This is a genomic window from Pseudomonas sp. SWRI18, from assembly GCF_014268345.1.
Lineage (GTDB): Bacteria > Pseudomonadota > Gammaproteobacteria > Pseudomonadales > Pseudomonadaceae > Aquipseudomonas > Aquipseudomonas cedrina.
In genome coordinates this window covers 106,715-133,018 of the sequence record NZ_JACCQQ010000020.1, presented here as the reverse complement: position 1 = coordinate 133,018, position 26,304 = coordinate 106,715, and the positions used below count along the sequence as shown (strand labels likewise).

At 62.5% G+C, this 26,304-nt stretch carries 27 protein-coding genes; 16 read left to right on the top strand and 11 right to left on the bottom strand.

Annotated features, from left to right (window positions below; all coding sequences use genetic code 11):
• Positions 1–338 precede the first annotated feature (338 nt).
• The 3 genes from H0Z09_RS20780 (at position 339) to cueR (ending at position 3,374) form a co-directional block, all read left to right on the top strand.
• Positions 339–719 carry a hypothetical protein gene (locus H0Z09_RS20780; protein WP_076954467.1) on the top strand — a complete coding sequence of 127 codons (381 nt, stop codon included), beginning with the start codon at positions 339–341 and terminating at the stop codon, positions 717–719.
• Between the two features lie 64 nt (positions 720–783).
• Entirely contained in the window at positions 784–2,976 is a 2,193-nt protein-coding gene (locus H0Z09_RS20775) for a heavy metal translocating P-type ATPase (RefSeq protein WP_186693084.1), read from the top strand.
• Entirely contained in the window at positions 2,973–3,374 is a 402-nt protein-coding gene (cueR, locus tag H0Z09_RS20770; protein ID WP_186693082.1) for a Cu(I)-responsive transcriptional regulator, read from the top strand. Before H0Z09_RS20775 ends, cueR begins: the two co-directional genes overlap by 4 nt.
• A 142-nt stretch (positions 3,375–3,516) precedes the next feature.
• Here cueR and H0Z09_RS20765 read toward each other — a convergent pair whose 3' ends face one another.
• Positions 3,517–4,416 (bottom strand): PA4780 family RIO1-like protein kinase, encoded by a 900-nt coding sequence (locus tag H0Z09_RS20765; RefSeq protein ID WP_076954470.1) that lies wholly within the window; start codon positions 4,414–4,416, stop codon positions 3,517–3,519.
• A gap of 134 nt (positions 4,417–4,550) precedes the next feature.
• A complete protein-coding gene (locus H0Z09_RS20760; RefSeq protein ID WP_186693080.1) occupies positions 4,551–5,828 on the bottom strand; it encodes an acetyl-CoA C-acetyltransferase in 1,278 nt (425 codons plus the stop codon).
• Positions 5,829–5,943: 115 nt separating this feature from the next.
• Here H0Z09_RS20760 and H0Z09_RS20755 point away from each other — a divergent pair, with 115 nt between their 5' ends.
• Together H0Z09_RS20755 and H0Z09_RS20750 are read left to right on the top strand one after the other, a co-directional pair.
• Positions 5,944–7,287 carry a 3-oxoacyl-ACP reductase gene (locus tag H0Z09_RS20755; RefSeq protein WP_186693078.1) on the top strand — a complete coding sequence of 448 codons (1,344 nt, stop codon included), beginning with the start codon at positions 5,944–5,946 and terminating at the stop codon, positions 7,285–7,287.
• Between the two features lie 2 nt (positions 7,288–7,289).
• Positions 7,290–8,141 (top strand): MaoC family dehydratase, encoded by an 852-nt coding sequence (locus H0Z09_RS20750; RefSeq protein ID WP_186693076.1) that lies wholly within the window; start codon positions 7,290–7,292, stop codon positions 8,139–8,141.
• A 41-nt stretch (positions 8,142–8,182) separates the two neighbouring features.
• On the opposite strand, the gene H0Z09_RS20745 is transcribed toward H0Z09_RS20750, so the two are convergent.
• Positions 8,183–8,587, bottom strand: coding sequence for a response regulator (locus H0Z09_RS20745; RefSeq protein ID WP_076954474.1), 405 nt, complete (start codon positions 8,585–8,587; stop codon positions 8,183–8,185).
• 58 nt (positions 8,588–8,645) lie between these two features.
• A complete protein-coding gene (locus H0Z09_RS20740) occupies positions 8,646–8,837 on the bottom strand; it encodes a Flp family type IVb pilin (RefSeq protein ID WP_076954475.1) in 192 nt (63 codons plus the stop codon).
• A 334-nt stretch (positions 8,838–9,171) separates the two neighbouring features.
• On the opposite strand from H0Z09_RS20740, the gene cpaB reads away from it, so the two are divergent.
• Genes cpaB through H0Z09_RS20700 form a run of 8 tightly spaced genes read left to right on the top strand, consistent with a single transcriptional unit; the run spans position 9,172 to position 16,594 of the window.
• The gene (gene cpaB, locus H0Z09_RS20735) at positions 9,172–10,104 is read left to right on the top strand and encodes a Flp pilus assembly protein CpaB (protein WP_186693074.1); all 933 of its coding nucleotides are present in this window, start codon (positions 9,172–9,174) and stop codon (positions 10,102–10,104) included.
• Between the two features lie 19 nt (positions 10,105–10,123).
• Positions 10,124–11,341 carry a type II and III secretion system protein family protein gene (locus H0Z09_RS20730; protein ID WP_186693072.1) on the top strand — a complete coding sequence of 406 codons (1,218 nt, stop codon included), beginning with the start codon at positions 10,124–10,126 and terminating at the stop codon, positions 11,339–11,341.
• Positions 11,338–12,531 (top strand): pilus assembly protein, encoded by a 1,194-nt coding sequence (locus tag H0Z09_RS20725; RefSeq protein WP_186693070.1) that lies wholly within the window; start codon positions 11,338–11,340, stop codon positions 12,529–12,531. The genes H0Z09_RS20730 and H0Z09_RS20725 overlap by 4 nt, the downstream gene beginning before the upstream one ends.
• Positions 12,528–13,796: a CpaF family protein gene (locus H0Z09_RS20720; RefSeq protein ID WP_186693068.1), complete on the top strand. Its 1,269-nt coding sequence runs from the start codon at positions 12,528–12,530 to the stop codon at positions 13,794–13,796. Before H0Z09_RS20725 ends, H0Z09_RS20720 begins: the two co-directional genes overlap by 4 nt.
• 10 nt (positions 13,797–13,806) lie before the next feature.
• Positions 13,807–14,688, top strand: a complete 882-nt coding sequence (locus H0Z09_RS20715; protein WP_186693066.1) for a type II secretion system F family protein — start codon at positions 13,807–13,809, stop codon at positions 14,686–14,688.
• A 1-nt stretch (position 14,689) separates the two neighbouring features.
• Complete coding sequence (locus tag H0Z09_RS20710; RefSeq protein ID WP_186693063.1) at positions 14,690–15,577, top strand: type II secretion system F family protein; 888 nt, start codon at positions 14,690–14,692, stop codon at positions 15,575–15,577.
• 22 nt (positions 15,578–15,599) lie between these two features.
• Complete coding sequence (locus H0Z09_RS20705; RefSeq protein ID WP_186693060.1) at positions 15,600–16,322, top strand: hypothetical protein; 723 nt, start codon at positions 15,600–15,602, stop codon at positions 16,320–16,322.
• Positions 16,322–16,594 carry a DUF3613 domain-containing protein gene (locus H0Z09_RS20700; RefSeq protein ID WP_186693058.1) on the top strand — a complete coding sequence of 91 codons (273 nt, stop codon included), beginning with the start codon at positions 16,322–16,324 and terminating at the stop codon, positions 16,592–16,594. Before H0Z09_RS20705 ends, H0Z09_RS20700 begins: the two co-directional genes overlap by 1 nt.
• Here the strand turns inward: H0Z09_RS20700 and H0Z09_RS20695 are convergent.
• Positions 16,591–17,379: a response regulator gene (locus tag H0Z09_RS20695; protein ID WP_186693056.1), complete on the bottom strand. Its 789-nt coding sequence runs from the start codon at positions 17,377–17,379 to the stop codon at positions 16,591–16,593. The genes H0Z09_RS20700 and H0Z09_RS20695 overlap by 4 nt on opposite strands.
• Positions 17,380–17,505: 126 nt before the next feature.
• Entirely contained in the window at positions 17,506–17,955 is a 450-nt protein-coding gene (locus H0Z09_RS20690; RefSeq protein ID WP_186693054.1) for a prepilin peptidase, read from the bottom strand.
• A gap of 72 nt (positions 17,956–18,027) precedes the next feature.
• On the opposite strand from H0Z09_RS20690, the gene H0Z09_RS20685 reads away from it, so the two are divergent.
• Positions 18,028–18,471 (top strand): TadE/TadG family type IV pilus assembly protein, encoded by a 444-nt coding sequence (locus tag H0Z09_RS20685; protein ID WP_186693052.1) that lies wholly within the window; start codon positions 18,028–18,030, stop codon positions 18,469–18,471.
• Positions 18,468–21,194 carry an ATP-binding protein gene (locus tag H0Z09_RS20680; protein ID WP_186693050.1) on the top strand — a complete coding sequence of 909 codons (2,727 nt, stop codon included), beginning with the start codon at positions 18,468–18,470 and terminating at the stop codon, positions 21,192–21,194. Before H0Z09_RS20685 ends, H0Z09_RS20680 begins: the two co-directional genes overlap by 4 nt.
• On the opposite strand, the gene H0Z09_RS20675 is transcribed toward H0Z09_RS20680, so the two are convergent.
• The 5 genes from H0Z09_RS20675 to H0Z09_RS20655 form a co-directional block, all read right to left on the bottom strand.
• The gene (locus H0Z09_RS20675) at positions 21,191–23,143 is read right to left on the bottom strand and encodes a pilus assembly protein TadG-related protein (protein WP_186693048.1); all 1,953 of its coding nucleotides are present in this window, start codon (positions 23,141–23,143) and stop codon (positions 21,191–21,193) included. The two genes, H0Z09_RS20680 and H0Z09_RS20675, sit on opposite strands and share 4 nt — an antisense overlap.
• A 342-nt stretch (positions 23,144–23,485) precedes the next feature.
• Entirely contained in the window at positions 23,486–24,043 is a 558-nt protein-coding gene (locus H0Z09_RS20670; RefSeq protein ID WP_076954489.1) for a DUF4136 domain-containing protein, read from the bottom strand.
• Positions 24,044–24,088: 45 nt separating this feature from the next.
• Complete coding sequence (locus tag H0Z09_RS20665) at positions 24,089–24,691, bottom strand: DUF4136 domain-containing protein (protein ID WP_186693046.1); 603 nt, start codon at positions 24,689–24,691, stop codon at positions 24,089–24,091.
• Positions 24,692–24,715: 24 nt separating this feature from the next.
• On the bottom strand, positions 24,716–25,465 hold the full coding sequence (locus H0Z09_RS20660) for a methyltransferase (RefSeq protein WP_186693044.1): 750 nt from the start codon (positions 25,463–25,465) through the stop codon (positions 24,716–24,718).
• Positions 25,458–25,766 (bottom strand): MazG-like family protein, encoded by a 309-nt coding sequence (locus tag H0Z09_RS20655; RefSeq protein WP_186693042.1) that lies wholly within the window; start codon positions 25,764–25,766, stop codon positions 25,458–25,460. Before H0Z09_RS20655 ends, H0Z09_RS20660 begins: the two co-directional genes overlap by 8 nt.
• 204 nt (positions 25,767–25,970) lie before the next feature.
• On the opposite strand from H0Z09_RS20655, the gene H0Z09_RS20650 reads away from it, so the two are divergent.
• Positions 25,971–26,264 carry a hypothetical protein gene (locus tag H0Z09_RS20650; RefSeq protein WP_186693039.1) on the top strand — a complete coding sequence of 98 codons (294 nt, stop codon included), beginning with the start codon at positions 25,971–25,973 and terminating at the stop codon, positions 26,262–26,264.
• The last annotated feature ends 40 nt before the right edge of the window (positions 26,265–26,304 follow it).

The window sequence follows — 26,304 nt, the reverse complement described above, 5'->3', positions numbered from 1 at the left end:
CGCAGGTCATTCCTTCTACGCTGAATATTTGCATAACGCGACTCCTTGATGAGCTAGATCATTGTAGTGAGCGGGCTTGCCCCGCGCTGGGCTGCGAAGCCGCCCCAAACCAGGCGACCGAGTTTTATCTGCAGTTCGGCGTTGTCCTTATTGGGGCGGCTTCGCCACCCAGCGCGGGGCAAGCCCGCTCACTACACCAATACCAATGAGGTTGGAGCCCAGTCTCGACCTTGCCACAATGGCAAGGTCAAGTTCTGAAAACTTCTGCCGGGCTGGTATTCCGTGGCGTCAAAGGCCAAGCTTCACCCCTCTTTGATTCGAACCACGGAGCATTCGCCATGCGCTGTTCGTTTTTTGCCCTTGTCGGCCTGATGAGCTTGTCTGCCGCGGCGCCCCAGGCCATTGCCGCAGAAGATTATGCGGTGCTGATCATTTCCCGGGAGCGCCTGGAAGTGCCGACCACCTGTGAAATCGGGCTCTATATTCAGGATCAATTGGCCGGCCGCTTGTTCCAGGAAGAGTCCACCTCGTTCAACCTGCCTGCCGGCGATGTGTCACTGCGCCTGAAACTGCTGCCAGGGCAATCGCCGGGCTGTCTGCCTGGCCTGCTCGCTCCGCCCGCGCAGAACATCACGCTCAAGGCCGGTGACGTGCGCAAATTGCGCATCGCCCAAGGCCCGGACGGGATGTACCTCAAGGCCGCCGAACTGGGCTATTGAGCCCTTGACCTTCCCCGTAGGTCAAGGTTGATCCTAGGGGCAATGTCTTCTGGAGGACTGCCCCATGAATGGATCCACCACCTTTGACCTGCCCATCAGCGGCATGACCTGCGCCAGCTGCGCCGGCCGTGTCGAACGCGCGCTGGGCAAGGTACCCGGGGTGCAGAGCGTCAGCGTCAACCTGGCCAATGAACGTGCCCATGTTGAAGTACTCGGCCAGATGGCCCCCGGCGTGCTGATCGCCGCCGTCGACAAGGCCGGCTACACCGCCACCCTGCCCCAAAGCGAAACGGCCACCGAGGCCGGCCAGGCCCAGCGCCTGCACCGCGAGCGTTGGGCGCTGCTGTTGGCAATCCTGCTGGCGCTGCCGTTGGTGCTGCCGATGCTGGTGGAACCCTTCGGTCTGCATTGGATGTTGCCTGCCTGGGCACAGTTCGCCCTGGCTACACCGGTGCAATTCATCTTTGGCGCACGTTTCTACAGTGCCGCCTGGAAAGCCGTGCGCGCCGGCGCCGGCAATATGGACCTGCTGGTGGCCATCGGCACCAGTGCCGGTTATGGCCTGAGTGTCTACCAATGGCTCACCGCCCCGGCGCCGCACCTGTATTTCGAAGCCTCGGCGGTGGTGATTGCCTTGGTGCTGCTGGGTAAATACCTGGAAAGCCGCGCCAAACGCCAGACAGCCAGCGCCATCCGCGCCCTGCAAGCCCTGCGCCCCGAACGGGCAATTCGGCTACTCGACGGCCGTGAAGAAGACGTCGCCATCAGCGCTCTGAAGCTCAACGATCTGGTGCTGGTCAAACCCGGCGAGCGCTTCCCGGTGGACGGTGAAGTTGTCGAAGGCCAAAGCCATGCCGATGAAGCATTGATCAGCGGTGAAAGCCTGCCGGTACCGAAACAGCCCGGCGACAAGGTCACCGGCGGCGCCATCAACGGCGAAGGCCGCCTGCTGGTGCGTACCCTGGCCCTTGGCGCCGAAAGCGTATTGGCGCGGATCATCCGCCTGGTGGAAGACGCCCAGGCTGCCAAGGCGCCGATCCAGAAACTGGTGGATAAAGTCAGCCAAGTGTTCGTCCCGGCCGTGCTGGTGCTGGCGTTGGTCACTTTGCTGGGGTGGTGGCTGTATGGCGCGTCCCTGGAGACCGCGATCATCAATGCCGTCGCCGTGCTGGTGATTGCCTGCCCGTGCGCCCTGGGCCTGGCCACGCCGACCGCGATCATGGCCGGCACGGGCGTCGCCGCGTGCCACGGCATCCTGATCAAGGACGCCGAAGCGCTGGAGCGCGCCCATGAAGTGAGCGCCGTGGTCTTCGACAAGACCGGCACACTCACCTCCGGTACGCCGAAAATCGCCCACCTGGCGGCGGTCGATGGCAACGAGGCGTTGCTGTTGCAATACGCTGGCGCGCTGCAACGCGGCAGTGAACACCCGCTGGCCAAGGCCGTGCTCGATGCGTGCAAAGAGCAAGGGTTGACGCTGGCCGACGTGAGCGCCAGCCAATCCCTGACCGGACGCGGCATCGCCGGCATGCTTAATGGCCAGTCGCTGGCCCTGGGCAATCGTCGCCTGCTGGAAGAAAGCGGCTTGAGCATGGGTGAGCTGGATGCCCGCGCCGCAGCCTGGGAAGCCGAAGGGCGCACCTTGTCGTGGCTGATCGAGCAAGGCGCAACTCCGCGCGTGCTGGGTTTATTCGCCTTTGGTGACACCCTCAAGCCCGGTGCGCTGGCGGCCGTGCAACAACTCAAGGCCCGGCACATCAGCAGCCATTTGCTCACCGGCGACAATCGCGGCAGTGCCCGCGCGGTCGCCGAGGCCCTCGGTATTGAAGACGTGCACGCCGAAGTGCTGCCCGCCGACAAAGCGGCCACCGTCGCCGAATTGAAAAAAACCGGCGTAGTGGCCATGGTCGGTGACGGCATCAACGACGCCCCGGCCCTGGCCGCCGCCGATATCGGCATTGCCATGGGCGGTGGCACCGACGTGGCGATGCACGCGGCGGGTATCACCCTGATGCACGGCGATCCGCGCCTGGTGCCGGCCGCCCTGGAAATCAGCCGCAAGACCTACGCCAAGATCCGCCAGAACCTGTTCTGGGCCTTTGTGTATAACCTGATCGGTATTCCCCTGGCGGCCTTCGGCCTGCTCAACCCGGTATTGGCGGGGGCGGCGATGGCCTTGTCCAGCGTCAGCGTGGTGAGCAACGCCTTACTGTTGAAGACTTGGAAACCCAAGGATCTGGAGGATCAACGCCCATGAACATCGGCCAAGCCGCACGCCAAAGCGGGCTGAGCGCCAAGATGATTCGCTACTACGAATCCATCGATCTGCTCAAAGCCGCCCATCGCACCGACAGTGGCTATCGCCTCTACGGCCAGGAGGATTTGCACACCCTGGCGTTTATCAAGCGTTCGCGGGATCTGGGGTTTTCCCTGGAGGAAGTCGGCAAGCTGCTGACCCTGTGGCAGGACCGGCAACGGGCCAGCGCGGATGTGAAGGCGCTGGCGCGCCAACATATCGATGAACTGAATCAGAAGATCCTGGAACTGGGGCAATTGCGCGATACGTTGCAGGACTTGGTGGAGCATTGCCAAGGTGATGACCGGCCGGATTGCCCGATCCTCAAGGAGTTGGCGTCGGGCCCTTGCTGCACCTGATGCCTTAACTGAATCAACACAACACCAATGTGGGAGCGGGCTTGCTCGCGAAAGCGGTGGATCAGTCAGTGAATCTGTCGACTGACACTCCGCATTCGCGAGCAAGCCCGCTCCCACAGTTTGATCTCCCTTTACCCAAAGATCACTGCATCCACGGCGGCGGCGGTGGCTCGTCCGAGACCTTGCTCTGTGGCGCATCATCCGCCGCGCGAACCGCCTGGCGACGTTCTTCATCCAGCCGCGCCGCTTCGATCTCGCGGATCACACCGCCGACGTCCGCCAACTCTTCCGGCTCGTCGAACTCACCGGTCAAAATGCTGGCCGGGTGCAAGGTGCCGGCTTCGTAGAGCGCCCACATTTCCTTGGCGTACTTGGTCTTCTTCAATTCCGGGGCAAAACGCCCGAAATAGGAAGCCATGTTGCCCACATCCCGCTCCAGCATGCTGAACGCGTGGTTGTTGCCCGCCGCATCCACCGCCTGCGGCAGGTCGATGATCACAGGGCCGGTCGGCGTGAGCAGTACGTTGAACTCGGACAGGTCACCGTGCACCAGACCGGTACACAGCATCAGCACGATCTGCGAAATCAGGAAGGCGTGGTATTCGCGCGCCTGGTCCGGCTCCAGCGTCACGTCGTTCAGACGCGGCGCCGCATCGCCGTACTCGTCGGCCACCAGCTCCATCAGCAGCACGCCTTCCAGGAAGTCATAAGGCTTGGGCACCCGAACGCCCGCTCCGGCCAGGCGGAACAACGCCGCCACTTCGGCGTTCTGCCAGGCGTCTTCGGTTTCTTTCTTGCCGAACTTGGAACCCTTGGCCATGGCCCGGGCCTGCCGGCTGTTACGGACCTTACGGCCTTCCTGGTATTCGGACGCTTGACGAAAACTTCGTTTGTTCGCCTCCTTGTAAACCTTGGCGCAACGCAATTCGTTGCCGCAGCGCACCACATAAACAGCTGCTTCTTTACCACTCATGAGTGGGCGCAGCACTTCGTCGACCAGACCGTCTTCGATCAGGGGTTCAATGCGTTTAGGAGTCTTCATCAGCTTTTATTGTGGGTCCTGTATTACCAAACACGCGTGTGGCACTCGTTATACGGCAATCGGCGCGCCGGTGGGAGAGGCTACCGACCTCTGACCACTCAAGAATGCATCCAATATGCCAATTTACGTTGCAATCAACGTTCAATAATCGCGGTAACGCCTTGGCCGCCAGCAGCGCAGATCGAAATCAGCCCACGGCCCTTGCCCGCCGCGTCCAGCAGCTTGGCCAGATTGGCGACGATCCGCCCACCGGTGGCGGCAAACGGGTGCCCGGCGGCCAGGGAACTGCCCTTCACATTGAGCCGGCTGCGGTCGATGGCGCCCAGCGGCGCGTCAAGGCCAAGCCGGGTCGCGCAAAAGTCGGCATCTTCCCAGGCCTTGAGCGTGCACAACACCTGGGCGGCGAACGCTTCGTGGATCTCGTAGTAGTCGAAGTCCTGCAGCGTCAGGCCATTGCGCGCCAGCAACCGTGGCACCGCGTACACCGGCGCCATCAGCAGGCCTTCGGCGCCGTTGACGAAATCCACCGCCGCCGCTTCGCCATCGCGCAGGTAGGCCAGGATGGGCAAACCGCGTTCCTTGGCCCAGGCTTCGCTGCCCAGCAGCACCAGTGATGCGCCATCGGTGAGCGGCGTGGAATTGCCGGCGGTGAGCGTGCCCTTTTCGCTGCGTTCGAAGGCCGGTCTAAGGGCCGCGAGCTTTTCCAGGGTCAGGTCGGGGCGCAAATTGTTGTCGCGGGTCAGGCCGAGGAAAGGTGTGAGCAAATCGTCGTGCCAGCCTTCGGCGTAGGCGGCGGCCATGTTCTGGTGGCTTTGAAGGGCCAGTTGGTCCTGCTCGGCACTAGGGATCTGCCAGGTCTGCGCCATCAATTCGCAGTGTTGCCCCATGGACAAGCCGGTACGCGGCTCGCCGTTGCGCGGCAGTTGCGGCTTGAGGTGCTGGGGACGAAGTTGTAACAGGACCTTTAATTTATCCGCCATGGACTTGCTGCGGTTGGCTTGCAGCAGGATCTTGCGCAGCCCTTCGTTTATGCCAATGGGCGCATCGGACGTGGTGTCCACCCCGCCGGCAATACCGCATTCGATCTGGCCCAGGGCGATTTTGTTAGCCACCAGCAACGCGGCTTCCAGCCCGGTACCGCAGGCTTGTTGGATGTCATAGGCCGGGGTTTGCGGCGACAGGCGCGAACCGAGCACGCATTCGCGGGTGAGGTTGAAGTCGCGCGAATGCTTGAGCACCGCGCCGGCGGCCACTTCACCCATGCGCAGGCCGTGCAGGTTGTAGCGCTCGATCAGGCCTTCCAGGGCAGCGGTAAGCATCGCCTGGTTGCTCGCCGTGGCGTAGGGGCCATTGGAGCGGGCGAACGGAATGCGGTTACCGCCAATGATCGCGACACGGCGCACTTGATTCATGGAAAGCTCCCTGGTGGATGTGGGGTAAGTCTCTCAGACTAGCCTAGGCTTAATCGAACGACTGCGACCCGCGAATGGTCAACCCCTTTGAACCCCAGCCTTCGGAGAGCGTTCCATGTCTGACCGTTATATCGACTTCGCCAACTCAAGCCTCGGCCATCGCCTGGTCGCCGCCATTGGCCTGCCGTCACCGGTACGCCTGGAACGCTGGCAAGCCGGGCGCCTGCGTCCGGTCGAAGGGGCGTTGCTGCTGGGGGGTGGCGCGCTGGCGACCCAGGTGCAGGCGTTCGCCAATAAACTGACCGATGCCATTTACACCTACGGCAACGGAGCATCGACCTGGATTCCCGGCCATGGCCCCAAGCTCAAGGCCGTGGTATTCGACGCCAGCGACTTGCAACACACCGACCAGCTCAAGCAAGTGCGCGAATTCTTCCAGCCATTGCTGAAAAACCTGGATAACAGCGCGCACCTGGTGATTCTCGGTCGCGCCCCAGAAACCCTCGCCGACCCGTTTGCCGCCAGCGCGCAACGCGCCCTGGAAGGCTTCAGCCGCTCCCTGGCCAAAGAGTTGCGCAACGGCGGCGTGTTGCAATTGCTCTATGTCGGCGACGGTGCCGAAGACCAACTCGAAGGCGCGCTGCGCTTCTTCCTCTCACCGAAAAGCGCCTATATCTCCGGCCAAGTGATTCGCCTGCAAGCCTGCGCCACGCCGGTCGAAGATTGGACACGCCCCCTGGCCGGGCGCAAGGCTTTGGTGACCGGCGCCGCGCGTGGCATTGGCGCCTCTATCGCGCAAACCCTGGCCCGCGACGGCGCCGAGGTGATCCTGCTCGACGTACCCCAGGCCAAGGCCGACCTCGAAGCCCTGGGCGCGCGTCTGGGCGCCCGCACCGTCGCGCTGGATATCTGCGCCGAAGACGCCGCCAGCCAATTGATCGAACACCTGCCCGATGGCCTCGACATTCTGGTACACAACGCCGGCATCACCCGCGACAAAACCCTGGCCAACATGACCCCGGAATACTGGGACGCCGTGCTGGCGGTCAACCTCAATGCGCCGCAAGTACTGACCAAGGCATTGCTCGACAGCGGGACCCTGCGCGACAACGCCCGCGTGGTGTTGCTGGCGTCGATCAGCGGCATCGCCGGTAACCGTGGGCAAACCAACTACGCCGCCAGCAAGGCCGGGTTGATCGGCCTCGCGCAGGCTTGGGCGCCGCTGCTCAAACCGCGCGGCATCAGTATCAACGCCGTGGCCCCAGGCTTTATCGAAACCCAGATGACGGCGCATATTCCGTTTGCCTTGCGTGAGGCCGGGCGACGTATGAGCTCGTTGGGCCAGGGTGGCCTGCCCCAGGACGTCGCCGAAGCGGTGGCCTGGCTGGGTCAACCGGGTTCCGGGGCGGTAAGCGGCCAGGCGCTGCGGGTGTGTGGGCAAAGTCTGCTGGGAGCTTGAACATGCAATGGAAGACCTTAGGCACTGCGCCGTTCCTGCCGCCGCTGTACTGGCGTGCGGCGCTCAAACGCAAGATCACCGGCAGCACCTTGCCCGAGCAGGGCTTGCGCTGCCCCGTGAGCATCGATCCCAGGCAGGTGGCGGCGTATCGCAAGGTCTGTGGTTTCGACGACAGCCCGATACTGCCGGCGACTTATCCCCACATTCTGGCGTTCGGCCTGCAGATGCAGTTGCTGACGGACCAAAGCTTTCCCTTTCCACTGCTGGGGTTGATCCACCTGAGCAACCGCATCCGCATCCATCGGCCTCTCGGTGGTGTGAGTGAATTGTCCGTCGGCGTGCATGCGCAGAACCTCAAGCCCCACCCCAAGGGCGCGACCTTTGACCTGGTCACGACCGTCGAAGATGCCCTCGGTCTTCTATGGGAAGCCGAAAGCCGCATGCTGTGCCGGGGCGTAAAACTGGAGGGTGAACCTGGGAGTGACGTCGTCCAGCCCTCCCCCAACCAGGTCAGCGAACTGACTCGCTGGAACGCCCCCGCCGATATCGGCCGCCGTTACGCGCGGGTTTCCGGCGACTACAACCCGATCCACCTCAGCGCCCACACCGCCAAACTGTTCGGCTTCCCGCAGGCCATCGCCCACGGGCTGTGGAACAAGGCGCGCACCCTCGCGGCCCTCGGCGACCATTTGCCCGCCGCCAATATCGAAATAGACGTGGCGTTCAAAAAGCCCGTGCGCCTGCCTGGTGAAGTGACGTTATTAAGCAGCGCCCCCGGTTCCGCCGGTGAGTTCTGGTTGAAAGGCGCGGGCGATATTGAACATATGGTGGGCAAATGGCGGCCGATCACGTAGGCAAACCCGCAAGGCGGCCCTGATTGGACCTGTGTCCGCAATCACCGGAAGGATTTATACAGGGGAAACAGGTTGTTCAACGTATCGAGCAACCGCACCAGATAGATCGGCTTGCGGAACAGATCCAGCACCTGCAGACGGAGCAAGTCACTTACATCGTCCATGTCGGCGTGACCGGACATCACGATCACCGGCAGGTGCGAGCGCGAGGTGTGTTCGCGCAGGCGTTTAATCAACGATATCCCGCTTTCCTCGGGCATGCGCAAGTCGGTGATGACTAGGGCGATATCGGGGTGGAGTGTCAGTTCTTGCAGGGCGAAGGTAACGGATGTGGCGGTGTAGCAGACAAATCCCTCATTTTCGAGGGATTCGGCGAGTTCAATCAGGGCATCCTCTTCGTCGTCCACCAAAAGAATTTGCTGGCGAAGGGGCGAAGAGGCGCTCATGGCAGTACCTGGGATGGATAAACTTTAATAAGAGGTTTGCACATTGATGAACGGATTATCAAGTCGTCATTTTGGTAGCAACGCTGTCGAAGATGGACTTGATCTTAGTTCCAAGCCCTGAACCGGCGCCAACGATCACCAGTGCAACCATCGCCACGATAATCGCGTATTCAATACCCGAAGCACCATCTTTGCGTTGAAAGAACAATTGCGTCTGGACATACAGTTTCAACATCAGGTCAAGGAACATAAGACTTCTCCCAAAAACGCCACTGAAAGCCGGAAGGGCTCTACCACCAGAGAATTGCGGCGTGCCACTAGAGCATTGTCAACAAACCTCACCCTCACAACTGTAAGAACGCATTAATCACAAAGTATTAGTCGCACATTAATGCCCCCTAAACATTCGGGGTAGAAAAGATTGAAGTTGGTCACTCTGATAAATTTTCGCCTCCTTAATGGCATTTCGTCCTAGCTGAGCTACCGTCAAATAGCCAAATCGTTAGATGTTCATCACAGCCATGTTGCGAAGTAGCCCATTGGATTAACTGGGCGTGTAGTGCAACGGGATAGGGAGAGCCGTCATGAACAGTCGCATCAGCATGGTCCTGGCCGGCTTGTTGCTGATCGGAGCATTGATCGCCGGGTACTGGGGGCTGGTGTTGAGTCGCCCACCGGAGCCTGTCGCAGCACCTGTCATTTCTGTTGATAACAGCCTCGCTGCCGTCGAAGACCAGACCCGCCAACCGGTGGTGGTTCTGGTGCGTGACGTGCCGGCCTTGATTCCACTGACCGCCGCCGACCTGGCCGTGGAAAAACTGCGCACCGTGCCCGCCGGCAGCCTGGCACGGCTCGACCAAGCCGTCGGCCGCGTGCCGTTGCGCACGCTCGGCGCCGGCACCTGGCTCAGCGAAGACAGCTTCAGTGGCGGCGGCCCGCTCGCGCGGATGATTCGCCCCGACGAACGCGCGCTGGCCGTTGCGGTGGATGAGGTAATCGGCGCAGCCGGTCAGTTGGCACCTGGCGATTACGTGGATGTGTTGCTGTTCCTGCGCCAGGACGCCAGCAACGCCGAGCAGTCGGCCCAGATCGCCCTTCCCGCGATGCGCGTGCTCAGCGTCGGTGACCAGTTGGGCCTGGCCAACGACGGCCAACCCGCAGTGCCGCCGCCGGTCACGGTTGAAGCGCGCGCCCAGGCCGCCCAACGCCTAGCCGCCGCACGCACCGTGGTGCTGGCAGTGCCGGAGCCCTTGTTAAGCCGGCTGATGCTTGCCGCCCAGGCCGGCACCTTGCGCCTGGCCGTGCGCAGCGCCGAGGAGCAACGGCTCAGCCGCTACTGGGCCGGGGAAAACGATGCGCCGCAAAAACTCGAAAGCGCCAACCGCGACCTCTACCAATTCACTCAGTTGGCCCTGACCGGCGCGCCAACACGAATCACACCGGCCAGTGGTTCACCCGGCGTGCGCCGTGGCGTTGAAGTGATTCGCGGCGCCCAGGCGGCGCCACAAACTCCGTGATCAAGCAAGGATGCGTTGAATGAGCCATCGCCATGCCCCCCTGTTCACGCACATGGCCTGGGCCTTGATTCTGTCGAGCCTGACAGTCGGCATGGCTGTGCCGGCGCCGGGCAACTGCAGCGCCCTGGGCCAGTTGCCCGCCGTGGTCGAGGTGGGAGAAGGCCTGCAACAAGAGCTGCAGTCGCCGGTGGCAATTACGCGCCTGGCCATTGGCGATCCGAAAATCGCCGACGTGCGGGTCAACGGCGAGCGTCACTTCCTGCTCACCGGTGTCTCGTCCGGCGCCACCAGCCTGATGGTATGGACCGCCTGCGCCAGCGCGCCACGCCAGAGCATGGTGTTCGTCAAGGGCAAGGCTACCTCGGCGCTGACCAGCCTGGCGCTGTCGCCATCGGAAGATCCGCTGCTGCCCAGCCAGGTGCAGACCGACATCCGCTTTGTGGAAGTCAGCCGCACCAAGCTCAAGGAGGCCAGCACTCGGTTCCTGGGCAGGGGCGCGAATTTTTTCCTTGGCAGCCCCAACCTGCTGTCGCCCTCGGAAGGGGTCTTCAAACTGCCGGTGAGCCCTGACAGTTTCAACATCGGTTTTGGCGGAGGCCGCGTCTCGGCCATGATCAACGCCTTGGAACGCAGCGGTTTTGCCTACACCCTGGCACGTCCGAGCCTGGTGGCCATGAGCGGCCAGAGCGCGACCTTCCTGGCCGGTGGCGAGGTGCCGATCCCGGTGCCCAGCGCCGGCAGCGACACCATTTCCATCGAATACAAGGAATTCGGCATCCGCCTGACGCTGGCCCCCACAGTGATCGACCGCAACCGCATCACCCTCAAGGTGGCGCCGGAAGTCAGCGAACTGGACTACAGCAATGCGGTGCAGATCCAGGGCATCCAGGTGCCGGCGCTGACGGTGCGCCGCACCGACACCAGCGTGTCCCTGGCCGATGGCGAAAGCTTTGTGATCAGCGGCCTGATCAGCACCAACAACCGCTCCACGGTCAGCAAGTTTCCCGGCCTGGGCGATATCCCGATCCTCGGGGCGTTTTTCCGCGAATCCAATATCAGCCGCGAAGAAAAAGAACTGCTGATGATCGTGACGCCGCACCTGGTGCAACCCCTGGCCGCCAACGCCCAGCTGCCGTCCTTGCCCGGCGAGAAACTGCGCAGCTACGACCCGAACTGGTACCGGATGTTCTTCCTCGAAAGCGGCAACTTCGACCGGCGCAGTGGGCTTTCCCAATGAGCGACAGCCTGAGCCAGACCTTCCTCGCCATCACCCGCAACAGCACTGACCTGGAGTGGCTGCAGGGCGCCCTCGCGCGCCTTGGCCAAGTCGTCAGCGCCGGCACCGGCAGCCTGGACGAACTGCTCGCCTTGGTGGACGTGACCTTCGCCAGCCTGGTGTTCGTGGGCCTGGACCGGGAAAACGTGGTGGCACAGAGCGCCCTGATCGAAGGGGCCCTGGAAGCCAAGCCGATGCTCGCGGTGGTCGCCCTCGGCGATGGCATGGATAACCAGTTGGTACTCAACGCCATGCGCGCCGGCGCGCGCGACTTCGTTGCCTACGGCTCGCGCTCCAGCGAAGTGGCCGGTCTGGTGCGAAGGCTGAGCAAGCGTCTGCCCGCCGTTGCCCACACGACTCAGTTGGGTGGCCTGACCGTGCTGTTTGGCACCCAAAGCAACGCCGATGGGGCAATGCTGGCTACTCACTTGGCGCTGGTGGTGCAGAAACGCGGGCAGCAAACGCTGTTGCTCGACCTGGGCCTGCCACGCAGTGACAGCCTGGCCTTGCTGGGCCTGGAAAGCACCTTCAATTTCGGTGACGCGTTGCGACACTTGCGGCGTCTCGATACCACCTTGATTAACAGCGCGTTCACCACCGCGCTGGACGGGCTGCGCATCCTGGCGTACGCCACCGGAGACGAGCCGCTCAAACTCACCAGCGCCGCCGAGTTGTTCATGCTGCTCAGCGCCCTGCGCCAACACTTCCAGCACATCGTGGTGAACATCACCGGGCAACCCGACAGCGAAGCGCTGCGCACCTTTGTCAGCCACTGCGACAAGCTGCTGTGGTGCACCGACCAGAACGTCCTGGACTGTCGCCGTAACCTGGCCGTAATCAACCGCTGGCGCGAAAAGGGCATGAACCTCGAGCACGCCAGGCTGGTGGTGGACCGCTACATCAAGAACTGCGCACCCGACACGGCCGCCCTCGAAAAAAGCTTCGGCCTCGAATGCGTCGCCGTGCTGCCCCTGAGCGCGGAACTGCGCCTGAACGTGAAGAACCAGGGCCTGACCTTGTTCGCTCTGGCGCCCCGTGAACCCTTGTCCCAAGCCGTACGCGCCTTGGGCGAGCGCCTGGCAAAACGCTCCGAGGGCCTTGCGAAACCCTCGATGCGCTGGTTTGAACGCATCCTGGGAGCACGACGATGAACGAGAAACTGTTTGGCGGCCCGGCCCGCAGCACCGGTGGCAACACCGACCACGATGGGCTGAAACTGGTGCTGCACCGCTACATCATCGACGCCATCGAGGAGTCAGGTAAGAACCTGCTCGAAGGCACGCGCCAGACCCTGGCGCAATTTGTCACCGACAAAGTGTCCGAATACATCACGCGCATGCGCCTGGCGATCTCGCGCTATGAAATGGAGCGCCTGGCCGAAGAGATCGTCGACGAACTCACCGGTTTCGGCCCGCTGGAAGTGCTGCTGCGCGACGCGTCGGTGACCGAAATCCTGGTCAACGGGCCGCACCGGGTGTTTGTCGAACGCGATGGCCTGCTGCACCAGAGTGACCTGCGTTTCATCGACGACCACCACGTGGAGCGCGTGATGCAACGCATCCTCGCGCCATTGGGTCGGCGCCTGGACGAGTCCTCGCCGATGGTGGACGCGCGCTTGCCCGACGGCAGCCGGGTCAACGCGATCATCCCGCCGATTGCCCTGGACGGGCCGTGCCTGTCGATCCGAAAATTTCGCAAGGACATGCTCAAGAGCAGCGACTTGGTCGCCATGCAGACCATCGACCAGAATATTTTCGAGTTCTTCCAGCATGCCGTGGGCAAGCGCTGCAACATCCTGATCAGCGGCGGCACCGGCACTGGCAAGACCACCTTGCTGAATATCCTTAGCCAGTTGATCAACCCCCACGAGCGCTTGGTGACGATCGAAGACGTCGCCGAACTGCAACTGGGTCACCCGCACGTGGTGCGCCTGGAAACCCGTCCGCCGAATGCCGAAGGCCACGGTGAAGTACGCTCCAGCGACCTGATCCGCAACGCCCTGCGGATGCGCCCGGACCGCATCATCCTCGGTGAAATCCGGGGCGTGGAAGTGCTCGACGTGATGACGGCGATGAACACCGGCCACGACGGTTCCATGAGCACCGTGCACGCCAACAATGCCCAGGACGCGTTGCTGCGCCTGGAAACCCTGGTAGGCCTGACCGGTCGTGTGATCGCCGAAAAGACCCTGCGCCAGATGATCTGCGCCGCGCTGGACGTGATCATCCAACTGACGCGCATGCCCGATGGCCGCCGCTGTGTCAGCGAGGTGGTGGAAGTGGTCGGCGTGCGCGATGACGTGTATGTCACCAATACCCTGTTCCGCCTGGACCGGCGCACCGGCGTCGGTTTCCTGCGCGAGGCGCTCAACCCGGCGGGCGACAAACTGCGCCGCGAATCGGCCTTGCAGTCCTAGGGAGCACGCGATGACGGGACCGGTGTTGCTGCTCATCTGCCTGCTGCTGATCGGCTTGTCGTTCTGGCAGCTTCAGCATGGCCTGCGCAAAGCCCGCACGGACCGTGTGCTGGAACGCCTCGGCCTCGGCCAGCCAGCGAAACAGGAAACCAGCACGACATGGACAGGCCTTGAGCTTATGTTCCAACGCGCCGGGCTCGGCAAACCCACGGACCGCCTGGGCCTGTGGTTGAGTGCCTGGGTGGTTGGCGTGCTATTGGGCTGGTTGCTGGCTGACGGACTGGGCCTGGTCGCGATGACCGTGGGGCCGCCGCTGGTTTTGCGCCTGTATATCGCCTGGCGCTACCGGCGTCGCGTGCAGCGCATGGTCGAGCAACTGCCCCAGTTGCTGGACCACAGCGTGCGCAGCCTCAAATCCGGTCGCACCTTGGCCGACGCCGTATTGGGCGGTATCGAGGGCGTGGAAAACCCGCTCAAGGACGCCATGGCCCGCGTGCAGCGCAACGTGCGCATGGGGGTCAGCCTGCCGGACTCAGTCAGTGACTTCGCCGAGTTCTTCGAGCGCGACGAATTTCGCCTTTTCGCCCTGGGGCTCAAGGTCAATCATCGCTACGGCGGCAACGCCAGCGAACTGCTGGAAAACCTGATCAAGATGATTCGCGAGCGGGAACAGGGCGCCCGTCAGCTCAAGGCCATGACCGGCGAAACACGCATGACCGCCTACGTGCTCGGCGGCCTGCCGGTGCTGATCGTGGGTTACTTCATGGTGGTCAACCCCGGTTACTTGATGACCATGTGGAACGACGACACGGGGCGCCTCATGCTGTTCGGCGCGCTGGCCATGGACCTCGGCGGCACCTTGGTCATGTGGCGCATGCTGAGGAGCGTCTGAGATGGCCCTGCTCGCCAGCGCTCTGATGCTGCTGGCCGCGCTGGTGTTGGTGGGCGGCCAATTGCTTGCCAAGCGACGTCGCGAGCGCCGGGTGTTTGAACGCTTACAAGGGCAGATGGCGGCGGGTGACAAGCTCGGTACGTTCATGCGCCAGCTGGGCGGCAGCACACTGGCGCAGCGCTCGGTCAGCCTGGACAACGAAACCCAGACCCTGCTGAACCGCGTCGGTTGGCGCAAGGCCAACCAGCGTTCGCTGTTCGCTGCCTTCCAGATCGGCTTGCCGATCGTGCTGCTGGGGCTGACGCTGATCGGCCAGCGACTGCTGTTTCGCCACGCGGACCCCGCATGGATTGCCCCGATGTTTGCCCTGGGCATCGGCTACCTGCTGCCCAAACGCGTGCTTGCCGCCGCCGCCAAACACCGCCAGCAGGCCATTGCCAAGGAGATCTCCACCTTCATTCCGCTGCTGCGCATCCTGTTCGAGTCGGGCATGGCGATTGAACAGTCGCTACGCGTGCTGGGCAATGAAGCCCAGGGCTTGCTCCCCGAGCTGACCCATGAACTGCGCCTGGTCCTGGCGCGGGTCGATTCCGGGCTGGAGCTGAGCGAAGAGCTGGGCAAGACCGCGCGCTTGCTCGAAGTGGATGAGTTCACCGACACCTGCATCATCCTGCAGCAGTTGATCCAGCAAGGCGGCGGCGCGATGAAGTCATTGCTGGCGCTCAAACAGTTGCTCGACGACCGGCGCCTGACCCGCCTGCAGGAATACATCTCGAAGATGTCGGCAAAAATGTCAGTGGTGATGATGGTGTTTCTGTTCCCCGCCTTGCTGATCGTGCTTGGCGGCCCGGCCTTTATCGGCATCGCGCGCGCGTTGAGCAATTTTTGAGGCCACCCTTGAGGAGAGATTGATGAAAGTATTGATTGCCGGCCTGGCCCTGCTGATGCTCGGCGGCTGCGCCACTAATGGCCAATCCCCCTGGGCGGCGCTGACCTCATCCGGCAGTTGCGCCAAACCGAGTTCTGAGCAGGAACTGGCACTCAACCTGTCCGATGACCAAGCCAATGAAGGCAAGCTGCACGCCAGCCTGGCCAACCTGCAAAGCCTGCCAGAAGCCCTGCCCCAAGTGCGCCAGCGCAAGGCGCGCAACTACCGCCTGCTCGGGCGCAGCGAGGCCGAACCGTTGTACCGCAGCCTGCTCGGCACCTGCATGACCGCCGAAGGCGAACATGGGCTGGGGCAATTGGCGGCGGCCAGGGGCGACAACGGCCTGGCCATGACGCATCTGCAACGGGCGGCGCGGCTGGCGCCGACCGACGAAAAAATCCGCAATGACTTGGGCGTGGTGTACCTCAACCAATTGCGTGTGGAAGACGCTCGCTTTGAATTCATGACCGCAATCGAGCTAAAGCAGGGCGACACGCTGGCCGCCGTCAACCTGGTGACCCTGTTGATCTATCAAGACGACTGGGGCCAAGCGGCAAAAGTGGTCAGCCAGTTGGGCCTGAGCCCCGAACAGGTCACCGAGGCCCAGGCCCGCGCGCAGAAGCTCCAGGGCACCGGCGCGGCGGCGCGCAAAGTGGCGGCGGTCAGCGCTGCGCGGTCGATCATCCATCAAGTAAGGAGTGAGTGATGAAAGCACATTACCTTGTCGGCCTGGCGCTGCTGCCGCTGAGCGCGCTGGCCATCGAGCCGGGCCCGTCATCCCCGCAACAGGCCGAAACGGAGAACTGGCTGGCGCTGCAGGTCAACGGACGTGCGGCGTCGCCGACGCCGCAACGAACCACGCCCGCGGAACGGGAGCAGGCCTTGCAGCGTTGGCTGGACAGTAACAAGCACCCGATTCCGGAGTTTTTCGATCAGGAAGTGGGCGGGGCATCGGCGGGCGGCGGAGGCAGCAACTAGTGCGCCGTCACCCGCTGGGCCATTGCCGGATGGTTCGGTGCCAGGGCCAGTGCCAGTTGGGTGCGGTTGTGCATGTGGGTCAGGCGCAGCACCTGGGATACATACAGCTTGACGGTGTTTTCGGTGATTCCCAATTCACAGGCGATCTGATAGTTGGTCTGGCCCTTCCCGACCAGGCGTGCAACGTCCAGCTGGCGCGGTGACAGCTGCGTGAAAATCGTCGGAATGTGCGCCGGCCCGGCCTCCTTTGCGACCGGCTCATCATCCTGCGCCTGGCCGGCGCTTGGGCTGCGGCGCACTCTGTCGAGGTCCTGGTACAGGTCATTGATGGACTCGGAGAGGTATTGCAACTTCTGGTTCAAGTGCCCCAGTTGCAGCTCTTTTTGCCGCTCCTGCAATGCCGCTTCCTGGCGCTGCAGGCCTTCGAGCAACTCATCGAGGTTGATCGGTTTCTGGTAATAATCCGAGATCCCTGCGCGCAAAGCCTTTATCACATCCTGTTTATCGGCACGCCCGGTCAGCATGATCGCCTCGAACGCCCGCGCCCTGCCCGCCACCTTCTGCATGGACTGCACCAGTTCGATGCCGTCCATGTCCGGCATGTGCAGGTCCAACAACACCAGGCCAATGTCGGTGTCTTCGCTGAAACGCTGCAAGGCCTGCCGGCTGGATTCACACGGCACGCAGCGGTAACCACTGCTTTCAAGAAACTCACAGAGCTCTTCCACGATCACCGGCTGATCGTCGACCACGAGCACTTTTACCGCCGAGGTAAGCTTGTTCACACGCAACTCCATGCCTGGCAAGCCAAAAGACTGACCTATCCCTTTTGATAGAAAAAACCTGTAGACCCATTCATAAACGTAGACGTAGTTTCCCGCTCTGTACATAGCGATAGAGCCTTTACGCGACTAATGGATCCAAAGCCAATAGAGCAAAAACCCTGTCAATACGGCGGGCGCAAAAGGCTGTTTTCTTGACGTTTTCCAGGGCTGCTCGGCCTTGCCCCTGCTAAACCGTTGATGGATAAGTACCCAGCCACTTTGGACCACTGCGGCACCGATCAATGACCACAACAAAGCATCCAGGCTACTGGCCAGGGCCAGGGCGGCCAGCAGCTTCACGTCCCCCGCGCCAAAGCGGCCCAGCACATAGCCGGGCAAGGTCAGCAGCAGCGCCACGGCAAACGCCCAGCCGCCTTCGCCGGCGGGCGCGCCCAACCAGGTAGCGCCCGCCCATGACAGGTAGATCAACGCCAGCAACGCGCCACCCAAGGTCAAGCCGTTGGCAATTTGCCGTTGATGCATATCCTGCAACGCACACAGTCCTAGCCAGAGCAGTATCACCACGCCATGGATCACGTAAAAAACATCCCTTTTCGCTGATTGATTCTATGCTGATATCCAGTAGTAGCCGTCAGGGTAGACGCCGTCATGAAAACAAGCCTCCCTAGAAAACAAAAAGGTGCCGCAGCGATCGAGTTCGCCCTGGTCTTCGGGATCTTTTTTGCCGTGTTCTATGGGTTGATCAGCTACAGCCTGCCGATGTTGTTGATGCAGTCGTTCAACCAGGCGGCAGCGGAGGCCGTGCGCCAGGCCATGTCGGTGGACCCGGTGGCCGCCGGCACCGCTTACGGCACGCAGGTGGCCAACCGCGCCAAGACAACGGCGATCCTGCAACTGGACTGGATCCCACCGAGCTTCCAATTCACCGAAGACTTGATCACCGCGGCCTACAACGGCACCACGCTGACCGTCACCATCAGCTACCCCACCAGCCGCCTGCATTCCGTCTTCCCGACGTTGGTGGTGCCCGGCATTGGCCCCGTGCCGAATTTGCCGGCCAACCTGACTGCCCGCTCGAGTCTGCAGTTTTGACCTCGGGGGATAAACTCTTCGGGCGCCTGCTCGGCCGCACCAGCGTCACGCCTCTGGCCCCACCCAGTGTGCCGATACCAGGGCTGCAGCTGCAGTTGGATCCCCAAGGCCACGTGTTGACTATCAGCGGCACCCTGCGCCCACAACTCTTGACGCGGGCGGCGGGCGAACCCCGGCCGCTGCTGCGTGAACTGTTGTGCGCCGGCAGTGCCTTGAGCATCGAAGGCAGCCCCGCCGACTGGCAACGCCAGAGCCTGGACCTGGATTTCCAGGCTGTTGCCGGCCAGGTCCTGCACACCCGAGGCTGGATCGAACCCGAGGGTGCCGGCTGGTGCCTGCGCCTGCAGGACATTGGCGACCTGCTCGCCGAGCGGCAACGGGCGCAGCACCGTGAGCAGAACCATCAACTGGCGTGCCAGATGAGCGAGCAGTTACGGGTGTGCAGCCTGCCCCGCGTGCCCGATGTGTTCAACGAGCACTTGCGCAGCCTGGCGCAGCGTTGGCGAATCCCCTGCATCGCCTTGGCGTTGCTCGATGAGGAAGACCAGGGCTGGCGGATCTACAGCCACTACGCGGCCCACGATGCCCCCGCCTTGTGGCAGACCGGCCAGGCCCTGGGCACCTGCCTGGACAGCGCCAACGGCAATGCGCCGCTGAGCCTGGCCCAAGCGCGTAGCGACAACCCACGCCTGCAGGGTATTTTCGGCAATGCCGATGGGCTTCTGGTGCCCTATCGTGACAGCCGGGGCGTCGCCGCCTGGCTGCTTTGCGGCTTTTTCAGTGGTCAATCGCAGACCAGCGAACGGGACTGGCTGAACCTCACCGCCGCCCTCGCCGCCCCGCTGCTGAGCCGCTTGCGTGAACAGCGCTATCACCGCCAGCTCGAACGCATGGAAGCCCTGCAAGGCCTGCTCGGCACCGGCTGGTGGGAGCTGCTGCCGAACACCCATGAAATCCAGCTCGCACCGCAGTTGCTGCACAACCTCAGCGCGGAAGATATGCCAAGCCGCCAGGCGCTGGGCCAGTGGCTGGAACTGATCCACCCCGCTGATCGCCAGGAACTGGGCAGTCGCCTGCACGACCTGCAAACCCTGGGCAACCCCCTGTTGGCCAGCGTGCGCCTGCAACGCAGCGACGCCGACCACAACCCGCTGTGGTATCGCGTACAGGGCCAGGTGCTGGGCGTGGGCGACAGCCGGCGCTGGATCGGCTTCATGCTCGACATCAGCGACATCAAGAACCAGCAAACGCAAGCCGCCGCCGCCCATGCACGCCTGGACAACCTCATCGCCAGCTCACCGGCGGTGATCTATGTGCAGCGCTACGTCAACGGCGCCTTGCACCCGGCCTTCTTCAGCGACAGCCTGTTGCCGCTGCTGGGCTGGACATTGGCCGACTGCAACCACGACAGCCTGGCCTCCCTGATCCATCCCGACGACCGCGACCTTTACTTCGAACGCACCCGCCAGCTGTTGCGAGAAGGCGCCGTGCGCAGCCGCTATCGCCTGCGCGACAAACAGGGCCAGTACCATTGGCTGCTGGATGAAGCCAAGTTACTGCGCGATGACCTTGGCTTGCCGCTCGAAGCGGTGGGGTTGTGGCTGGACGTCACCGAAGCGACGCTGGCCGCCGAACAGGTCAAACAAAGCGAAGAGCGCTACCGCATCCTGGTTGAAGACTCCCCGGCGATGATCTGCCGCTATCGCCCGGACCTGACACTGACCTTCGGCAACACGCCGCTGGCCAACCACCTGGAGTGCCTGCCCGCGCAACTGCCGGGGTTGAACCTGGGCCATTGGCTGTCGGACGAACAACGCCAGGCCTTTGTGCAACGCATCGGCCAATTGACCGTTGAATTCCCGGTCAGCACCGCCGAAATCAGCCTGGAACTGCCCGGCCGCGAACATGCCTGGTGGGTCTGGTCGGACCGTGGCGTGTTCGATGAGCAAGGCAGGCTGGTGGAAATACAGGCGGTGGGACGCGACAACACCGAAGTGCGGCGCTCCCAGCAGCAACTGACGCAAAGCGCCAAGATGGCTACCTTGGGTGAAATGGCCACGGGCCTGGCCCACGAGATCAACCAGCCGCTGAATGTGATGCGCATGGCCATCGTCAACATGCTCAAGCGCTTGAGCAGCGGCGATGCGCAGGCCGACTACCTCACCGCAAAACTGCAGCGCATCGACGCCCAGGTCCAGCGCGCCACGCGAGTGGTAGACCATATGCGCGTGTTTGGCCGCCGCTCAGAGATCGAACAACACCCTTTCGACCCGTCGCAGGCGGTGGAAGGCATGCTGTCGCTGCTCGGCGAAGGCTTGCGCGGCAAGGGTGTGGAGCTACGCATCGCGCCGGCGGACTTTACGCTGCAGGTCAAGGGTTACGTGGATCAGCTTGAGCAGGTGCTGATCAACCTGGTGGTCAATGCCCGTGATGCGCTGTTGAGCAAACGGCACACCGATCCGGCGTTCCGCCCCTGCATCGCGATACATTGCGAGCACGACAGCCGCCATCTACGCATCTGGGTGGAGGATAACGGCCCAGGCATTGATCCACGCTTGCTGGAGCGGATCTTCGAACCGTTCTTTACCACCAAACCGATTGGCGTGGGCACGGGGCTGGGGTTGTCGGTGAGCTACGGGATCGTGGAAAACATGGGCGGACGCTTGAGCGTCGCCAACGGGGAGCACGGGGCGAGGTTTTGTGTGGAATTGCCGGTGATCTAGATCACCAGGTAGGCGCGGCCCATGTGGCAACTGAGGTTGGCGCCGACTTCGGCGTTGCCGAGGTTGATGCCGAGGGACTTGAACAGGGTGTTGACGATAGGGTCCAGGATCGGCGAAAGAACACCTCGGACCAGTCCGATAACCGCGTTCGTGATGGTGGACAGAGAGCTCGCGACACCGGCGAGTGCCCCGCTGGAAACGCTGCCGCTGGGGGGCACGTAGGTCACCTGCAGATTGCTCACTGTAGCCTCCAGGCTCGCAAGGATATCGTTGGTGCCGGGCGGGCTTTTGTAGGTCGGCGTTATATTCATCTCGGCGACAGGGGCATACACCAACGTAGTGGTCTGAGCGCCCACTGTAGATAACCCTTTCAAGTTCAATCCGCCGCCTACATTAGGCGTCCGGTTGGGGCTGCAGAGCAGATTGAGCACAGCACACGAGCGCTTACCGAAATCCACCAACCTCACCGGTTGGACATTTACCGCGGCCGACGACGAAAATGCGGAAGTCGGGTTGATGTCGCCGATCCCCAAGGTAGCGACCGAGGTGGTTGATTGCACCGTTAGTGACTTAGTTGCCGTTGTAGCGCAAGTGAAATCCGTGACATGCGCTTGCGCACTGCCTGCTTCGATGTAGATCATCAATTTATCGGTGATCGCCACATCCGTTATCTCGCACGCAACCAGGCACAGCAAGCCACCCACTGCGGCCGGTATGTTCAGGTTCAGCAGCCCTGAGACCAGGTTCGAAACTGGCGCGCCCAGCCCTTTCAGCACCGTCGCCACAGAAGAAACAACATTAAGCACCGGCGCCTGGACCGTCACCAGAGTTCTGACCTGTGCGGTCCTGACAGAAATCTGATCCGTCTTGGGGGTCATCAACAGACCCGCCTTTGCCTTCGCAGGGTTACCAATAGCCGACATCTGTGGCGGCTCCATGACTTTGGTCTGGATCGAGACATTGCCTATCAATGGAATATTCAACTGAACCGCCGCCCCCGCCGCACTCTTGCTGCTGGACAGCTGCGCCACGGTCTCAAGCAACTGAAACAGTTGCACGTTAGTATTCAACGCGGCGGCTGGGGTTCCGGTAGCGATCTTCAGCAAGTCCCCTACCTTCAAGACTTGGGTATTGGGGGCGATTGCCTTCACCGAAATCACGTCGTTGATGATCGCCGTCGCGACCGTCCCGTTTTTCTGCAGCACCTTTACCGTCGAGTCGATCAATTGCGTCGCGGATACGGCAGTGTTGAGCAACGCGTCGTAGTCGCCCGCCGCCACATTCAATTGAATCGCCAGCTGGTCCAAGTAGCTGAGCAGGTTCACGTTGGTCTGGATCAAACCATTCCAGCCCGCAGCCGTCAGCGAAAGGCTGCCACCCAACAAGCCGCCGATGGTTGCATTCAGAAACGGCGATTTTGTGGAGTCGACCGAAGCCAGGCTGCTACGAAGCGTCAACTGCGCCACCGGCGGCGCATAAGCGGCCACAGCCATCGCACTCAAGACGGTTTGTGCTGGCGCAGGGGCGGCGCTGAACATATTCCAGATGCCGGTGGCGATACTGGTCGCCACGCTGCGTGTCGCGATCACGCGCACGGCCTCGCTTTTAGTGGCATCCGGGGTAAAGACACGGATATTGCTTGCGTTGGTCGGCAATGTGCCGCACGTCACCGTCAGGCCACGGCTGTTGTCGCCGGCGACCACGGTGAAACCGTTGCGGGCGGCGTTCTCCCGGGCGTAGTCGTTGGCTGTATTCGCGGGGCTGCACAAGCCGCCACGGCTGGCGGTCTCCAGCGCCGAGGTGTCGGCGATGGACTGCAACTTGCGTTTTTCCAGGTAGAGACGGCCGCTGTCCACCGCCAGCACCATGAACACCAGGGCAACCGCCAGGGTGCCTGCCGCCATCAAGCCAATCGCACCACGCTGCCTGCAACCAAGTCGGGGAGACATCAGGCACTCCTTAGCGCTTACTCTCCGTTATTGGTTTGGAGTGTAGACAAGCGCTAGCCAGTTGCCACATTTGACGACTGACGGAGGCCCTGTGGAAGCTGGCTTGCGTGGTGGTGGGCCTGTTGTGGCGAACGGGCTTGTTGTGGCGAGCGGGCTTGCCCCGCGTTGGGCTGCGAAGCAGCCCCTGTGAAAAGCACTGAGGTGTTCCTGGAAAAATTCAGCGTCTGGTTCTGGGGCTGCTTCGCAGCCCAACGCGGGGCAAGCCCGCTCGCCACAAGGAGATTTGTCAGCCTGTGAAAGATGTGTAGCAAGCCAGCGCCCACGAGTAATGTGTGGGGGTGCCTAGCGGGGTGGATAGCTGGAGAGCACCCGTGTAACGGTGGCGCGGATGGCTTTGTCGCGGTCCTGTGGATTTGGCGAGCTGGCCATCATTTGTTCGTCGCTGCCGCGCCAGACCAGTTTGCCGTCCTTGCCGTCGAGCAAGTCGATCTGCAGGGTGGCGACCTTGTAGGTGATGTTGCGCGTTTCGTTGTACATCGGCGCGCCCCAATAGCCATTCCAGGGTCCGCCCCAGGCGCCGCCATAGTTGGTGGTGACCTGTTGCTGGCGGTCCTCGACGATCAGGTACGCCTGAACGTTCACGTCGGCGCGGGTACCCGGCGCCGCCGGGCGCAGGCCGCGTTGGTCGAGTTGTTCGCTCACGGCCTGGCGGATGCGCTGTTCGGTGAGGTCGCTCTTGATGCGCGGATCATCCGGGCGATATTGCAGGGCCGGGTCTTTCCAGGCCCAGCTGCGGTAGGCGCCGAAATCCCGGCTGGCATCATAATCGTGGTTGACCTGGCTGGTCTGGCAACCGCCCAGCAGCACTACAACGGCAAGCGTAGCGATACGACGAAACATGGTTTTCCTCCAAAACGCGACCCGCGCTTGAAATAAGAATAGCGTTTAACTGGGGGGATACGCCGTCATTGCCTTTTGCACCGCCTGTCGCAAAGCGTCTCCCCGCTCGCTGAGGCTTCCCTGGCTACTCGTTTCCGCACTGGCGCTCCACACCGGCTGGCCGGTACGGGCATCGAACAGATCGACGCGAACCACCACGACCTGCACCTCATAGGTACGCACGATCGGCATCGAGTTGTACATGCCGTAGCCATTGTTATAGCGGTTGTAGCCGCCGTAACCATAGCCGTAGTCATCGCGCACTTGCCTGAGGCGCTTTTCCTGGCGCACATTGGCGCTGACCAGCAGGTCGGCGGGGCGGTTGTCGTGCAGCGGGCGCAGGCCGCGCTGGTCGAGGGCGCCGCTGACCGCTTCGGCGATCTGCGCAGAGTCCGCCCAGGCCGTGCCCGCCGGCAGTTGACCGTTGCGCCAGGCCCAACTGCGGTAGGCGCCGTAGTCGCGCACCGGCGCAGGGTAGGCGCTGGCATCAAAGGTGGTGGCGGCCTGGGGCGGCGCCGGCGGGATCGGCTTGGAGGCCGCGACATAAGGGTTGGGGCTTGAGCAGGCAGCCAACCCCAGGGATAACAGGATCAAACAGAGACGACGCATTTCGACCTCCGCAGACTGGGCCGCTTAAACCGGACGGCAGATCCAGTGCAAATAGCGCCCAAGTCCGGCAAAGCTTGGGTGACGACGGTGAGCGAGCTCCATCTCAACAAGGTCCTGTAAATCGGCGCGGGCCTGGAATTCCACCGGCATGTAATCGTGAAACACCCGCGCACCACTTTGGCTTTCGACCTGCCAAAGGCCGGCGAGTTGCGCGGCCAATTCACGGGGGTCGAGCGGTTGTTGCGGCGTGAGGCTCTGCTTTTCGCCGGCCATGTCGTTGTTGCGCATCTTGCGGAAGTGGCCCTTGAGCAGGTTGCGATAAATCAGCGCATCGCGGTTGTAGAACGCCAGGGACAACCAGCCGCCGGGCACCGTGAGTTGGTGCAGCACCGGCAGGATCGCATGGGGTTCGGCCAGCCATTCCAGCACGGCGTGGCACAGCACCAGGTCGTAAGGCTCGGTGAGCTGGCCGCGCAGGTCTTGCCAGGGCGCGTGGATAAAGGTGGCGGTTTGCCCGGCATCGGCGAAGCGTTGGCGCGCGCCTTCAAGCATCGGTTCGGCGGGTTCGGCCAGGGTAACTTGATGACCTTGCTCGGCCAGCCACAGCGACATGTGGCCCAGGCCCGCGCCGATATCCAGTACGCGCAACGGGCGCTTGGGCAGGGCTTCGGTGAGATCCGCCTGGAGCACCGCCAAGCGGATGGCGCCTTTGGCACCGCCGTAGATTTTCTCGGCGAAGCGCGTGGCCAACTGGTCGAAATGACGATCACTCATGGGCAAACCGCCGCTCGCTGTCGGCCAGTTTGGCGCTGACCACTTCGTTCATGTCCAGCCCCAGCTCACTGCACAGCAACAGCAGGTACAGCACGATATCGCCGACTTCCTGCCCGGCATGGGCAAGGGTGTCAGCCGGTAGCTGGCGCGATTGGTCTTCGCTCAGCCATTGGAAGATTTCCACCAGCTCGGCCATTTCGACGCTGGCGGCCATGGCCAGGTTTTTCGGGCTATGGAATCGCTTCCAGTGGTTGGTATCGCGGATGCGGTGCAGGCGTTCGGTGAGGTGTTCGAGGTTCATGGGGCGCTCCTGAAGGCGTATAGCTTCGGGGGGATGGGCGTTGAAGGCAAGTGAATAGCGGTGGTGGCGCCCACAATAAACTGCGCACATCCTTGAATGATTAATCGCAAATTCACACGAGCAACCTCTATGCTTGCAGGGAACTAGCCCGTCGCAATAACAACCAAGACACAGATACGCCCACCTTCTCATCAGGACACACACATGCAGGTAGAAAGTTTTTTCGAATGGTTGGGCCAGGCGCTCGGTTCCGTCATCCGCTTTATCGTCGACGGGCTCAGCGGAATCTTCGGCGCCTTGACCCGCGCCGGCAGCAACTTCGTCGAAGGCCTGTCGCGGACCTTGGGCATGGACACCTCGATCATCAGCATCATCACCCTGATCATCGGCCTGCTTTTTCTGTATTCGGCCGTTCGCGCCTTCATGCGCGCCTCGGTCATCATGGGGATTATCTGGCTGTTGCTCGGCCTGTGGCTCCTTAGCTGGGTCGTCCACTAGCAGGCCCACCCACATAGGTTCGGCTGCGTCGCTCAAGCCC

Coding starts and splice junctions, on each gene's coding strand:
- H0Z09_RS20775 (WP_186693084.1), top strand. CDS start 784: ATGAATGGATCCACCACCTTTGACCTGCCCATCAGCGGCATGACCTGC.
- cpaB (WP_186693074.1), top strand. CDS start 9,172: ATGAACAGTCGCATCAGCATGGTCCTGGCCGGCTTGTTGCTGATCGGA.
- H0Z09_RS20700 (WP_186693058.1), top strand. CDS start 16,322: ATGAAAGCACATTACCTTGTCGGCCTGGCGCTGCTGCCGCTGAGCGCG.
- H0Z09_RS20660 (WP_186693044.1), bottom strand. CDS start 25,465: ATGAGTGATCGTCATTTCGACCAGTTGGCCACGCGCTTCGCCGAGAAA.
- H0Z09_RS20755 (WP_186693078.1), top strand. CDS start 5,944: ATGTCTGACCGTTATATCGACTTCGCCAACTCAAGCCTCGGCCATCGC.
- H0Z09_RS20745 (WP_076954474.1), bottom strand. CDS start 8,587: ATGAGCGCCTCTTCGCCCCTTCGCCAGCAAATTCTTTTGGTGGACGAC.
- H0Z09_RS20740 (WP_076954475.1), bottom strand. CDS start 8,837: ATGTTCCTTGACCTGATGTTGAAACTGTATGTCCAGACGCAATTGTTC.
- H0Z09_RS20710 (WP_186693063.1), top strand. CDS start 14,690: ATGGCCCTGCTCGCCAGCGCTCTGATGCTGCTGGCCGCGCTGGTGTTG.
- H0Z09_RS20780 (WP_076954467.1), top strand. CDS start 339: ATGCGCTGTTCGTTTTTTGCCCTTGTCGGCCTGATGAGCTTGTCTGCC.
- H0Z09_RS20765 (WP_076954470.1), bottom strand. CDS start 4,416: ATGAAGACTCCTAAACGCATTGAACCCCTGATCGAAGACGGTCTGGTC.
- H0Z09_RS20715 (WP_186693066.1), top strand. CDS start 13,807: ATGACGGGACCGGTGTTGCTGCTCATCTGCCTGCTGCTGATCGGCTTG.
- H0Z09_RS20730 (WP_186693072.1), top strand. CDS start 10,124: ATGAGCCATCGCCATGCCCCCCTGTTCACGCACATGGCCTGGGCCTTG.
- H0Z09_RS20675 (WP_186693048.1), bottom strand. CDS start 23,143: ATGTCTCCCCGACTTGGTTGCAGGCAGCGTGGTGCGATTGGCTTGATG.
- cueR (WP_186693082.1), top strand. CDS start 2,973: ATGAACATCGGCCAAGCCGCACGCCAAAGCGGGCTGAGCGCCAAGATG.
- H0Z09_RS20720 (WP_186693068.1), top strand. CDS start 12,528: ATGAACGAGAAACTGTTTGGCGGCCCGGCCCGCAGCACCGGTGGCAAC.
- H0Z09_RS20725 (WP_186693070.1), top strand. CDS start 11,338: ATGAGCGACAGCCTGAGCCAGACCTTCCTCGCCATCACCCGCAACAGC.
- H0Z09_RS20665 (WP_186693046.1), bottom strand. CDS start 24,691: ATGCGTCGTCTCTGTTTGATCCTGTTATCCCTGGGGTTGGCTGCCTGC.
- H0Z09_RS20650 (WP_186693039.1), top strand. CDS start 25,971: ATGCAGGTAGAAAGTTTTTTCGAATGGTTGGGCCAGGCGCTCGGTTCC.
- H0Z09_RS20655 (WP_186693042.1), bottom strand. CDS start 25,766: ATGAACCTCGAACACCTCACCGAACGCCTGCACCGCATCCGCGATACC.
- H0Z09_RS20750 (WP_186693076.1), top strand. CDS start 7,290: ATGCAATGGAAGACCTTAGGCACTGCGCCGTTCCTGCCGCCGCTGTAC.
- H0Z09_RS20705 (WP_186693060.1), top strand. CDS start 15,600: ATGAAAGTATTGATTGCCGGCCTGGCCCTGCTGATGCTCGGCGGCTGC.
- H0Z09_RS20670 (WP_076954489.1), bottom strand. CDS start 24,043: ATGTTTCGTCGTATCGCTACGCTTGCCGTTGTAGTGCTGCTGGGCGGT.
- H0Z09_RS20760 (WP_186693080.1), bottom strand. CDS start 5,828: ATGAATCAAGTGCGCCGTGTCGCGATCATTGGCGGTAACCGCATTCCG.
- H0Z09_RS20685 (WP_186693052.1), top strand. CDS start 18,028: ATGAAAACAAGCCTCCCTAGAAAACAAAAAGGTGCCGCAGCGATCGAG.